The organism is Paenibacillus eucommiae (assembly GCF_017874215.1).
In the GTDB taxonomy this organism is placed as follows: domain Bacteria; phylum Bacillota; class Bacilli; order Paenibacillales; family NBRC-103111; genus Paenibacillus_AI; species Paenibacillus_AI eucommiae.
The window spans coordinates 40,704-53,551 of sequence record NZ_JAGGLB010000008.1; the positions used below are offsets into that span (position 1 = coordinate 40,704).

General features: G+C 46.1%; 9 protein-coding genes. All 9 read right to left on the minus strand.

Annotation, left to right across the window (positions count from 1 at the left end; all coding sequences use genetic code 11):
• Positions 1 to 8: 8 nt before the first annotated feature.
• Entirely contained in the window at positions 9 to 875 is an 867-nt protein-coding gene (locus tag J2Z66_RS13540) for a pentapeptide repeat-containing protein (RefSeq protein ID WP_209971974.1), read from the minus strand.
• Positions 876 to 889: 14 nt separating this feature from the next.
• Positions 890 to 1,219 carry a PadR family transcriptional regulator gene (locus J2Z66_RS13545; RefSeq protein ID WP_209971975.1) on the minus strand — a complete coding sequence of 110 codons (330 nt, stop codon included), beginning with the start codon at positions 1,217 to 1,219 and terminating at the stop codon, positions 890 to 892.
• Between the two features lie 180 nt (positions 1,220 to 1,399).
• Positions 1,400 to 2,032 carry a hypothetical protein gene (locus tag J2Z66_RS13550; protein WP_209971976.1) on the minus strand — a complete coding sequence of 211 codons (633 nt, stop codon included), beginning with the start codon at positions 2,030 to 2,032 and terminating at the stop codon, positions 1,400 to 1,402.
• A 204-nt stretch (positions 2,033 to 2,236) separates the two neighbouring features.
• A complete protein-coding gene (locus tag J2Z66_RS13555) occupies positions 2,237 to 2,650 on the minus strand; it encodes a hypothetical protein (RefSeq protein ID WP_209971977.1) in 414 nt (137 codons plus the stop codon).
• A gap of 233 nt (positions 2,651 to 2,883) precedes the next feature.
• Positions 2,884 to 6,378, minus strand: coding sequence for a PAS domain S-box protein (locus J2Z66_RS13560; RefSeq protein WP_209971978.1), 3,495 nt, complete (start codon positions 6,376 to 6,378; stop codon positions 2,884 to 2,886).
• 261 nt (positions 6,379 to 6,639) lie between these two features.
• Complete coding sequence (locus J2Z66_RS13565; RefSeq protein ID WP_209971979.1) at positions 6,640 to 8,517, minus strand: ABC transporter ATP-binding protein; 1,878 nt, start codon at positions 8,515 to 8,517, stop codon at positions 6,640 to 6,642.
• Complete coding sequence (locus tag J2Z66_RS13570; protein WP_209971980.1) at positions 8,495 to 10,255, minus strand: ABC transporter ATP-binding protein; 1,761 nt, start codon at positions 10,253 to 10,255, stop codon at positions 8,495 to 8,497. Before J2Z66_RS13570 ends, J2Z66_RS13565 begins: the two co-directional genes overlap by 23 nt.
• A 30-nt stretch (positions 10,256 to 10,285) precedes the next feature.
• A complete protein-coding gene (locus J2Z66_RS13575) occupies positions 10,286 to 12,124 on the minus strand; it encodes an ABC transporter ATP-binding protein (RefSeq protein WP_245375523.1) in 1,839 nt (612 codons plus the stop codon).
• Entirely contained in the window at positions 12,121 to 12,711 is a 591-nt protein-coding gene (locus tag J2Z66_RS13580) for a PadR family transcriptional regulator (RefSeq protein WP_209971981.1), read from the minus strand. Before J2Z66_RS13580 ends, J2Z66_RS13575 begins: the two co-directional genes overlap by 4 nt.
• Between the last annotated feature and the right edge of the window lie 137 nt (positions 12,712 to 12,848).

Below are 12,848 nucleotides of genomic sequence, written 5' to 3' on the forward strand. Positions count from 1 at the left end.
ATTCCTCCTTAGATAACCGTAACTTTTGACAAATTGGCCTCCATGCCTTTGAGTGCAGCAAAGGTCAGCTTATCCATCATCGCGCCGTCAAAGCAGATGGTCTTGATTGCACGATAAAACTTCTTCGACAAGGTAATTCCAGACAGGAAAGACACATTTTTGAGCGTAGCGCCTCTGAACGAAACTTCGTTTAATGCCGACTTGTCAAACTTAACGCCAATAAAGGTTTGCCCGTCAAGACACAGCCCACTCAGGTCGGAACTTTCGAAGTTCACGCCGATAAAGGAACAATTTTCAAAGATTGTTTTTCTAAGGTCGGTCATCGTTAGCGTGACGTCTGTCAGTTTTACGCCTGTGAATTTTGCTCCGGGCAGCCACGACTTGCTGAAGTTAGTACGTACAAGGATCGAATGATTGAAGCTTGCATTCGCAAGAGTAATGGCGGATAAGCTGCAGTCAGTCAGATTCGCGCCATCAAAATTAGCTTCGTTCACGTCGCTTCCCTTGAACGAACTGCCGGTCAAGTCTGCGCCCGCAAAGTCGGAACCACGCAATGCGCTAGAATTAAATTGTCCTTTATGCGCAATAACGCCCGCAAAGTCGCTCTTTGGCAAGTTGCTCGCACTAAAGTTTGTTAGTACTTGCCGCTCCAGGGAGCGGGAGAGATTGGCGACCTCCAGTATCGTTTCCTCGATGTCGCCGATGCTCTCAATGGTCAAATTAAACGCTGTTTCATCGTCTTTGCCCCCGGCAATAAGTTCACGGTACCTCTCCTGTAAATCGGAAAGCAGGTCAGATTTTAATTCGGTGACGCTTTTTATCCCATCGTATGGTGTAAATACGCCGTTCAAATAATTCGTCAATTTTTGATTCATATCATTAATTCCCCCTATAATAAGTTTTCTAGTACGCGCTTTGAATACTCCCAATTGCTTTTGTTGCGTTCGTAAGTATCTTTGCCCTTTTCGGTAATCCTGAAATACTTGCGCCTTCCGCCCTGAGATTCATCGCCCCAATACCACTCGATATCGCCGTCTGTCTCAAGCCGCCGGACGCTGGAGTACATCGTGGCTTCCTTTAATTCATACTCACCGCCCGAGCGCTCGGCAATCAACTTGACAATCTCGTACCCGTAACGGTCCGCTTCGGATAAGAGCCGTAAAATCATCGTGTCGGTATGTCCGCGCAGCAGGTCGGATGTAATTTTATTCTCACTCACATAATCACCTCGCATTTGTATAATACGACATAGTACTATGAGTGTCAAGGTAATATTTTAAGTTAGGTACTTTGTTTGAAAAGTAAGATATAAATTCATAACGATAGTTAAAATAAAGGGTTCTACACATTAGTCATGCCTAATATGTAGAACCCTTTATTTTATGTGATTTTCTTAAGTTTAGGTCTTGATAATTTTCAGTCTGAGTATTTGTTTTGCATAAGAATCCCAGTCTGCTTCGTCAGTGTTTATCTCTAAAGTAGGAATTAGCGATTGTTTTGCACACATGCGAAGTTTTTCCTGATCCTCTAAGAACTTCTGACAAGCCTCAGTTATTGTGGAATGGTTTTCCATTACAAATGATTTCCAAGCTTCGCCACGACTTTCAATAAATCTGGGCTCAACAGCATCTTGGGACAAGGTTAAGAGTACACAGCTTGCATTCAGCCTAGATAGTCGGTTTTCCAGAATCTCAATTTCTGCAGAATTTATAAACGCTGCCCGATGATTTACATGGAATCTCTCTAAAAGATAAAATATACCGTTCGATAGTTTCGTATGACCAAGTGAATCTATCCAATTGTATTGTTGCTCAAGATAATCAACATGACGATTTAAAAGTTGAATATGTTCATCCTTGTCCATCGATCTTAAGACACCTTGATATGAATGCAAAACTTGCGAATAGTGTTCACTTATTGCAATTGTCGTATTTTCATCATGTTGTGTTTGACTATGTAACCTCTTTATTGCAGAAAAGACTGATGTTTTTCCTGCAGTAGACATCCCTTCGATAATTACTCCCCGAATCATATTTCACCTCTTCAGCTCCGTTAGTCTAATAAAAAAAGGACGCTCCCGAAGCTTCACTTGGGCTTCGTCCTCCTCTTTATGTTACTACATCCAATTGTTAATTAATGCACATATGCGAGTAGCCTGATTAATGCACAAAAGACATCTATGTGACTTTGTAGATTTTTTCAGTTGCTAAGCAAGGACTATAGAATATTATATAGATTATTTTTTAATAGTGGGTCCCCCACTATTTTGGATTTTAAATTTTCCAATTACTGTTTTTCCATCAGCTTCATATAGAGGAATATAGCTAATACTACCTGGAACCTTCTTTTTTTCCATAGCTACTGCTTCCTCAGGCGACTTTGGTCTATCGCCTTCTAAGTCTTTTTTAAGCACGTACCCAATATTTCCGGCAACTCCATATGCTTCAATTAAATCCGGACCTTCTTCGGAATTTCTGACATCGCTGTCAGATCCATAAGTCTGTCCATTAGCATTCTTTGGAAATTTGGCTTTTACAAAGTTGTCAGAATTAGCTGATGTGAAATGAATCGTCAATGATCCTAATGCAACCATAACAACAAAAACGAAACTTGTGATTACAATTATTTTAAAAATCGGAAAGTTTTTCATGAAATTATCTCCAATAAAAATTAAATCCATCACTATAATACCACTATATCCCATAAATAGGTAGAGTTATCAATGAATTCTCCTCCAATGCCGATTTTTTCCTGGAACCAGAATACACCAAAGTTTCTGATTATTTCCAACCGATAAAAAAACTGCCGTAATTGGCAGCTTTTTTTATGATCGGTAGTTACTTTTTTGTTTCGCTTCTCGTATATTGAGCCAGCCAGAGCCAGCTACAAACCCGAACCTAAGGCGTATTTGCGTAATAAGGCATCTATTTCCTCCAACCTTACCGGCTTCCGCAGAAACTCCTGCATCCCTGCCGCAAAACAGGCTTCTCGGTCCTCGGGACGGGTATAGGCGGTAAGGGCTACGATAACAGATGAAGCCGGATCAGGTACTTGTTGACGGATTAATGAAGCCGCTTCGAGTCCGTCCATTACCGGCATCTGCAGATCCATGAAGATCAGATCGTAGCGCTTGTCCGGTTCAGCATTCATTACGGCATTCAGCGCTTCTTCCCCGTTCTCGACCACGTCCATGCCATAACCAAGCTTCATCAGTATAGAACGAAAAATCTTCTGATTAATCGGATGGTCCTCCGCCACCAGAATACTAAGCTTGCCGTAAGGCTCGGCAGGAACGACAGGCTCCACAGCAGGGACTTGATCTGCGCTCCGCATTGGGATTTCATTCACCTGCATAACGCCGGGAACCACATGCTCGCTAGTCAGCAAAGTGAAACGAAAGGTCGAGCCTTCCCCTACCACGCTCTCCACACTTATGTCCCCGCCCAACAGTTCGACCAGCTTCTTACAGATGGCCAGCCCAAGTCCGGTCCCTCCGTATTTGCGGCTCATGCCGGAATGCACTTGGGAGAAGGATTGGAACAGCTGGCTCACCTTGTCCTGCGGAATTCCGATCCCGGTATCCTCAATTACGAATTCAAGCAGCAGCTCTTTCTCCGTAGATCGGCTGATCAAGCCGCAGCTCAGATTGACGCTTCCATACTCCGTGAATTTCACCGCATTGCTGACTAGATTGACAAGCACCTGGCGCAACCGGACCGGATCGCTGATAATAAAGCCGGGAACTTCCGCCGCGATGCTGCAATTTATCGCCACCCCCTTCTCCGAGGCTGACACCGCGAACAGTTCGCTCACTTCCGTCAATGCATCCTCGACTGAAAGGGGTTCGGGATTCAAAACCATTTTACCCGCTTCAATTTTACTGAAATCCAGAATTTCATTCAAAATATGAAGCAAAGCCTCGCTGCTTTGGCTGATAATGTCCGCATATTCCCGCTGTTCCTCGTTCAGCTTCGTCTCAAGCATCAGGTCCATCATCCCGATAATCCCGTTCATCGGTGTGCGAAGCTCGTGGCTCATGATGGATAGAAAGTCAGATTTGGCCCGATCCGAGCGCTCTGCGAACTCCTTGGCACGGATGATCTCCTTCTCACCCGTAATGTCCCGGAACACGACTACCGCCCCATTGAGTTCCCCCTTGTCGAACAGAGGTGTAACCTGATATTCCACGAGAAAGCTTGTGCCGCTGCGTTTCCAGAATACCGCTTCGTTCTCTTTGAAAGTTCTGCCTTCGCGGATCGCTCTGATAATCGGAGAGGCGTCCGGCTTATACGGATTGCCATCCACATCTGTCTGCTGAATTAAGCCCAGATCGATGGGGTTAATCGTCTCATGATTCGGAATGCCCAGCAGTGCCGCTCCGGCAGAATTGATGAAGGTGGAAAAACCCTCGGCGTTCAAGCGGAATATCCCTTCAGTCAGCGCATTCAGTATTCTCTCATGCTCATAACCGAGCTTCTTGATCCGTTCCATGTAGAGCTTAAGATCCGTGATGTCCGTGGCAATGCCGTAGAAACCGTCTACCTTGTCATTGATAATAATCGGAACGTTGTTGATGCTGAGGTCCCTGATCGTACCATCCTTGGCAATCATGCGCGCTTCATATTCCTGAGAAGTTCCTTGGAGGACAAGCTTGGCTTTCTCGATGGATCTGGACAGGTCATCCGAATGCACAAGCGGCGTATTTTCCCCCGATTGCAGTTCTTCCAGTGTATACCCTGTCAGCGCCTGCATGCTGAGGTTAATGGAGCGGTATCGTCCAAGGTTGTCGAAGGAGCAGATCGCCGTCTCATTGTTGTCGAACAGGCTCTTGTATCGGCTCTCACTCTCACGAATGCGCTCGTCCAGCCGCTTGCGGTCTGTAATATCGCTGGATATCCCATAGACCCCAACGACTTGACCGTTTACAAGGATCGGAATATTAGCTACGCTAATGTCTACATCATGTCCTTCTTTATGAATAATCGTAATCTCATAATTCTGGGCTTCTCCACTGGCTGCAAGCTGAAAATGCTTGCGAGTCTTCTCCACATCCTTCTCGCTCACCAACGGACCATAGTACATGCCAATCAGCTCTTCGAGCGAATATCCCGATAGTTTCTCCAGATTGGCGTTAGCCGTTAAATAATTCCCCTCCAGATCCATAGAATACACAGCCGCAGGGTTATTATCGAACATGGACTTGTAGCGCTGCTCACTCTCCCTCAATCGCTGCTCCATTTGCGTCTGTTCGGTAATATCCTGGATGATACCTATCAATTGGCGGGATGCGCCCGAAGAATCCTTCTCAACCTCCCATTGGTTAATAATAACGCGGATTTCGCCGTTTGCCAGGACGATACGATGCACAATAGATCCGTTCTTCCCCTGCGCGACAGACTGGCTGACCTCCTCCATCGCCCGCACCACGTCATCCTGATGAACCATCCGGAAGATGGCTTCAGGTCCTTCGATTACGGAATCAAAAGCATTGCCGAATATGCGCATCGTTCCTTCAGACACATTGAGGTAAGGACCGGACAGATCCCAATCCCATGTGCCGATCTGAGCGATCCGTTGACATTGCGCCAACTTCTCCTCGCTCTTCTTGCGTTTAGTGACATTGCGTGCGACAGACAGTATTTTCTCTGTCTGATCCAAGTCATCCCATATGATCTTCGACCACACTTCAACCCAAATATAACTGCCGTCGCTGTGTCGAATCCTGCGCATGAACAAGTCATCTTCGGAGTAGAGCTGACCCGGCTTGCTCATTTGTACGACATCGTCGGGGTGGTAATATTCAATGCGTTTCTTCCCAATCATGTCCTTGGGATCAATCCCCAACACCTCCAGACTCGAGGGAGAGACAAAATGAATAACTCCGTCAGAATTGCTGACTGAAATAACATCTTGAAAGTTTCTTGTGAGAAGACTGAGTAAATTACGGTTATTAAGCAGCGGCAAATTTTCCTGGTTTCGGTGCACGAAATCGGAGAACTCGGCTATTATGAATCCAGTGGAAACGAAATCGACAGATGGAAGAAGGGAGAGCCTCTGCCTTACCCATGTTAGTTGACCATTAAGGTGGCGAATTCTCTTCTCAGTATCTTGCTTAGCATCTTGCTTATATCCTGACAATGAGCAGAAATTCTCCGCGGCTTCGACAAAGGATTGCCTGTCCTGTGGATCCGGACATAGCCAATCCAGCTCAGGAAGCACACCCCCTTGCGCTTCAGAGTCATATCCAAGCAGCCCCAACAAAGCCGGGTTTGTATATATTATTTTATAAGTGTGTGGATGAATTATTGCTATGCCATTCATCATATGTTGATAGGCAAGTCCAAATGGCAAGTGATTCTCCGAAGAAGCTTTGAACATACAAACAACCTCTCCTTAAGTAGTAGTATAGGATCATTATACTACTAAACGGTGAATGACATCTATTGCCCTATTGAAGGTTCTCCTAAAACCAGGGAGCTCGCCACTTCATGCGAAAAGCCGGAGGGGATAACAAAAAAACCATAGACCGCAAGCATCTATGGCTTTAACCTCATATGTCTATTCTCTTCGATAATGCTGATGGAAACTCTATCCTTCACTATTGTTAGCTACTAGACTTATTTTACCAACCTCCTATGATTACGAATGGCCTTGCGAATGCTCATACAGCTCTTTATAATGCCCCTCAAGCTCCAGCAGCTCCTGATGACTGCCCTGCTCCACAATTTCACCATGACTCATCACAATAATCCGGTCTGCCTGCATAATAGTGGACAGCCGATGCGCAATAACGATCGTCGTCCTGCCCTGCGATACGATCTGTAGTGCATGTTGAATCAGCTGCTCTGTATGGGAATCCAGATTGGCGCTCGCCTCATCCAGAATTAGAACCTTCGGCTTAAAGACGATTATTCGCGCGAAGGAGATCAGTTGACGCTCACCGGCGGACAGGCCGCTGCCTCGCTCGGACAGCTGTGATTCATACCCATTTTTTAGTTTTTTAATAATGCTGTCCGCACCGACAAACTCGCAGGCTCGAATAACCTCTTTGGGGGATATCGACTCGTCGAACATTCTTACGTTATCAATAATGCTGCCCGAATACAGATACGGCTCTTGTTGTATAAGCCCGACTAATCTATGCAGGGTCGCTTGCGGAATGTCCTTTATATCTGTCTCATCAATCCGGATGCTCCCCTCCTTCACATCATAGAAGCGGCACAGCAGGCTGATTAATGAGCTTTTTCCAGCACCTGTCGTACCTACGACGCCAATGAGTTCGCCGGATTTGATATGCAGATCGAGATTTCGAATAATCGGTACCCCTTCCTCATAGGAGAACGAGATGTGATTAAAGTCGATGCGTCCTTTCACCTTCTCCAGATTCAGGTTCGACAGCGAAGCCTGACGTTCGTCCGCTTCATCCTCCAGCTCCAAATTGTGCAGATCCAGCGGCTCATGATCGCGATCCGTAATATCCGGTTTATTGGCAAATACGCCCCAGATTCTTGTTACGGCGACAGTAGCAGACTGCAGCGTATTCCACTGTTGGGTAATCGTATTAATGGGTTGGAAAAACTGGCGGATATATGTGACGAATGCATACAGCACGCCGAATTCAAGCTGCTTGTCGAGCACTGAGTTCCCGCCGGCCAGAATGACGAATGCAATGGAGAGGTTGCTCAGAATATCAAAGGTACGGCCAAATATTACATTCGTGCCAATTTCCCGAAGATTCGCCTTGAAATACGAGCTGTTCCGCTCATCGAACTGCTTTTGCTGCTCCTTCTGCTGATGGAACACTTGTACAAGGTTCATACCCGACAGGTTCTCCGCTACAAACGCCACCAGACGCGATAATCTCGTTCTGGCAAGCTGATACGTCGTTCTCATATAGGAGCGGAAAGCAACTGCAATCCCCCATATAATCGGCAGCAAAATTAGACAATACAGCGCAAGCTGGGTGTCCAGCTGAAACATCAGAACAATAATGAAAATAAGTGTAAATCCATCCCTGAACAGGCTTAGCAGCACTTGATTAAAGAACTGGTTCAGTGCCTCGGTATCGCTAGAGACATGTGTAATCAGACTGCCGCTCGACATCCGGTCGAAATATCGCATGGACTGCTTCAAAATATGACCGAACAGCTGTTTGCGAATGCGTGCCACGATGCTTTGACCAATATTTTGCAGCAAATTGTTTTGGAGGTATGTAAATAACAGACTGGATATCGCCAGTCCCAAATAAATGCCGCAAATTGCGAGCAGGCCTTTGTAATCGTTTTTGCCGGAAAGCAAATTGTCATCTATCGCTATTTTTATTAAAAACGGCTGCATTAAATCAGAAAGAATAGCAATTAATGTGCAGCCAATTACAGCAATAAATGACCATAAATGCGGTCTTGCGTAGCCAGACAGCGCCCGGAAAGCCGATACATACTCGGGCTTCTGTTCCGGCATGTTAGGATCAGCCTTCTGATCTGCCTGCCAATTGTTAATCGCTTGTGCCGGTCGCATGTGGACTTCCCTCCTCCTGTATGGCATGCAGCGTCGCATAGAGTCCCTGCTGTAAGAGCAGCTCCGAATGTGTGCCCCGCTGAACAATCACACCATCATCAAGCACGATGATTTCATTAGCATGCTTGATCGCACTAATACGGTGTGCAATAATAATCGTCGTTTTATGGCTTCTGTCTATTTGGATCGCTTCAATAATATCCTTCTCCGTTATTGCATCCACAGCACTTACACTATCATCAAGAAGCATAACCGGAGCATTCTTGACAATCCCGCGAGCCAGACTGGTACGCTGACGCTGTCCACCGGATAAGGTTAAGCCCCGCTCTCCCAGCCGCGTTTCAAACTTGTTAGGCAGATCAACGATATTGTTATAAATTTGGGCATGCTTCGCGGCAGCCTCGATCGTTTCAAAATCCAGCGTGCTATCAGAGAAAGCAATATTCTCCTTGATCGTCGTACTAAACAGAAATCCGTCCTGCGGTACGTAAGCAATCTGAGTCCGCAAGCTTTCAAGTTTCAACGCTCTGATATCCGTCTCTCCATACCATATGGTTCCTGGAGGCGGATCATAAGTACGCAGAAGCAGCTTCATAAGCGTTGTCTTTCCACTGCCAGTGCGGCCGATTATCCCTAACGTCGTTCCCGCCTTAATGTTCAGATTTATGTTTTTAAGAACAGGACTGGAGGCTGGATCGTACGCAAATGACAAATTACGAACAGTAATGTCTGCATCACCGAAGTTTGCTTCCTTCGCATTCTCAAGCTCCACAATTTCCGGCCGCTGTGACAGCAGGCCATTCAAGCGGTCCAGTGAAGCGCGCGAGCGTTGAATCGTATTAATGACGTTGCCGATTTGCTGGAGTGGATTCATCATCATTCTAATATAAAGCGTCAAAGCGACAAATTTACCAAGTGTAATCTGTTTCGTTATCGTCAAATAGCCACCGAGGGCAAGCGCAATAATCAATGCCGCAGCTCCAAGAAAAGGAACCAACGCCTGAAAAAAAGACGAAACGCGTACGAGCCGCACTTGATTATCGCGAATTTTTTCTACGGTTTGACCAAACCGTTCGTTCATAATGTCTTCCACCGCAAATTTCTTCGTTACCCGAATGCCGCCAAACTGCTCCTCCGCCGTTTCCGTCATCCTGCCAAGCGATTCCTGCACCTCAAGCGATCGTCTTCTAATGATTGGACCCAGGTATACAACAATAACTGGAATGAGCAGCAGCGGAAATACGGAGGCTAAAATCAAATAATAGGGAATTTGACTAACAAGCATCATCGTAACAGCCGCTACAAGCAGCATTGTCGCATTCGCCGTCGAGTTGACCCCCATGGAGATCGACTCACGAACCGCAGTTACATCATTCATGAAGTAGCTCAGCAGCTTACCGACACCGTTCTTCGAATAAAAGCGTTCGCCCATTTCCGTAAAATGCAGGAACAGTCCTCTCCGCACGATAAATTCAAACCTTCTGCCCACATACATAATCAAATACATAGCCGATCCGTTAAACAATACATGACCAATGCCAATTACAAGCAGCATCCAGCTGTAATCGACAACCAATTCACTGGTCAGGCCTCCGCTTTGCAGCGTATCTGTAAACTCACCCAAGACCTTTGGATAAAAAACATGAATGGCATTAGAAATCAGATGAAAAAAAATAGAGATCAGGTACACATACCACGTTTTCCGAAAAAAGTCGGCCAATATTCGTTTTGGTTTCAAAAAGCGACCACTTCCTATTGTCAATAATTGTTATTGCGATGCATCCGTTTGTGGGAATTGCAGCTCATAAAGCTGATGATAACGCCCTTGATGGTCCAGCAGTTCACTATGCGTTCCATTCTCTACAACCTGCCCTTGCTCCAGCACATATATCTGATCTGCCTGTTGAATCGTTGACAGACGATGTGCTATAACGAGACAAGTTCGGCCTGGCAGCAATTGTGCCAAAGCATCCTGAATGTGCTGCTCTGACTCGGTATCAAGCGAAGCAGTAGCCTCATCCAGAATAATAATCCGGGGATTTTTCAGAATGGCCCTTGCAATAGAAAGCCGCTGCTTCTGTCCGCCAGAGAGCTTCACTCCCCGCTCGCCGATTTGCGTATGGTAGCCCTGTGGGAACGAATCGATAAAGCCAGATGCATTTGCCGCTTTAGCCGCGGCTATAACTTCCTCATCTGTCGAATGATGATTGCCGTACCTGATGTTCTCCTCAATCGTACCGTTGAACAATACGATATCCTGTGATACGATGCCAATTTGTTCTCTTAGCGAGGCCAGCGTAATATCTTTAAGTGAATAACCGTCAATCGTGATCTCTCCAGACTGAGGATCATAGAATCTGGCGATCAGATGCGCAATCGTAGTTTTTCCTGAACCGGATGATCCCACAAGTGCAGTCACCTTACCTGCCTCCAGTTCCAGATGAAAATCTTTCAGAACGCTAGTATCACTGGAATAAGCAAAATCAATCTGATTGAACACAATATGCCCGCGCACTGGCGGCAGCTTGATGGCGCCCTGCTTCTCAACGATTTCCGCCTCCGTGTTCAAAACTTCCATAATGCGTTCGTAAGCAGCAGCTGATTGTTGAATGGTATTCATAATTCGGCTAAAATGACGCACCGGATTTTGCAAGAGTCGCAAATAGGCAATAAAAGCAACGATCGTTCCAATCGTCATCTGATTCTTCATAGCCAGCCACGCACCAAACACAAGTACAATAGCGAGGCCTAGAAAATTAAGAAAATCAATTATAGGTTCATAAGCGGCTCGCAAGCGAGTCACCTGAATATTCGCATCCATATTCCGCTTGGTCCGCTGGGAGAAACGCTCCGACTCGTAAGACTCAGCTGTAAATGCTTTAATAAGACGTATACCTGTCAGCGTGTTCTGCAAATGGTCACTCACATCCGCCACGGATTCCTGGACCGTGCGGAACGAGGAGCGCATTCTTTTCGCAAATATTCGGGTCGTCAAAATCATAAACGGAAAAGTAGCAAGCAGCAGTAACGTTAGCTTCCAATCAATCCAGAGCATATAAATTGCGATCGCCGTAAAGGTGAAAAAATCGGTAAATAATTGCATCATACTGGAGGAAATCATTTGCTGTAGAATGCTTACGTCATTCGTAACCCGGGACATCAGATCACCAGTACGATTGCGGTCAAAAAAAGAAACGTCCAGACTTTGCATGTGGCGATATAAATCATTTCGCAGATTGTAAAGTACTCTCTGGCCGATAGAAGCCATGAGAGAGGCACTAATATAACGCAGGATACCGAGCACTATGGCCGATCCCAGAATGCCGCACATAATAAGGAACAGCTTATTAAAGAGCTTGTTGGGAATAATCTCATCAATGGTATAGCGTGTTAGCTGAGGCACGATGAACTCCAGCAGAGAAATCATGATGACGCAAACAACAGCAGCGAGAAGCAGCGGCAATTGCGTCCGGGCATGTGTATATATTCGCACGAACATACTGTATATGCTCGCAGGCTTTACCTTCTCACCGCTTCCGAATCTCCTCATCCCTCCCATACCGCCACCTTGATGAAAACTCCGAGCGGAGTCGCCCTTATTGCTCATACCTCGTCATCCTCACTGCCATTGATAATCGCTTCAGCCGTTATCTGGCGTAGCGATATCCGCAGATTATCGAGAATGAGGCGCAATTGAACGGCTTTGCTGCTATCACTCACGACAGCACGCTCCGCCGCCTTCAACAAATGCAGCAGCTCCTTGCCGGCTGGTGTCAGCCGCCGGTTCGGCTTGTTCCGGTCGCATGGGGCGGCCTCCTCTTCAACAAAGCCATACTCCCTGCGATCAGACCCGACAGCGGCATTTTCCTTCTCTTCCAGCAAATAAGCTTTGCCGTTATCCGTAATGTTAAATACCTTCTTGCCATCTTGCTTGGAGGCTTCCACAAACCCTTGATCCCTCAGCATCTGCAAAGTAGGATAGATGGATCCTGCACTCGGCTTATAGGTGCCCCCGGACTGCTCCTCAATCGCTTTCATCATTTGATAGCCATGCATGCTTTCCTGCTCAAGCAGCTCCAGCAATGCATATTTCACTCCTCCTCGGCTGAAAAATCGCTTGCCTGAACCATTTGCGTCCCTTTCCTGGCTATGATGCAAAAATAATCGTTCCTCTGACCGCCATTCATTGGACATTTCATACTCTCCTTCGTTAACGATATATCGTATTGATTTCTATACTAAACGATATATCGTTAATTGGCAATCCCTTGCTACAAATTTCTTCCTTTATGAGCATCCTCTAATTTTGTAGAACAAAATCTCGTATAACA

Bases quoted from the DNA above. Each gene is read 5' to 3' on its own strand.
- J2Z66_RS13560 (WP_209971978.1), bottom strand. From the start codon at position 6,378: ATGTTCAAAGCTTCTTCGGAGAATCACTTGCCATTTGGACTTGCCTAT.
- J2Z66_RS13555 (WP_209971977.1), bottom strand. From the start codon at position 2,650: ATGAAAAACTTTCCGATTTTTAAAATAATTGTAATCACAAGTTTCGTT.
- J2Z66_RS13540 (WP_209971974.1), bottom strand. From the start codon at position 875: ATGAATCAAAAATTGACGAATTATTTGAACGGCGTATTTACACCATAC.
- J2Z66_RS13550 (WP_209971976.1), bottom strand. From the start codon at position 2,032: ATGATTCGGGGAGTAATTATCGAAGGGATGTCTACTGCAGGAAAAACA.
- J2Z66_RS13565 (WP_209971979.1), bottom strand. From the start codon at position 8,517: ATGCGACCGGCACAAGCGATTAACAATTGGCAGGCAGATCAGAAGGCT.
- J2Z66_RS13575 (WP_245375523.1), bottom strand. From the start codon at position 12,124: ATGAGCAATAAGGGCGACTCCGCTCGGAGTTTTCATCAAGGTGGCGGT.
- J2Z66_RS13580 (WP_209971981.1), bottom strand. From the start codon at position 12,711: ATGTCCAATGAATGGCGGTCAGAGGAACGATTATTTTTGCATCATAGC.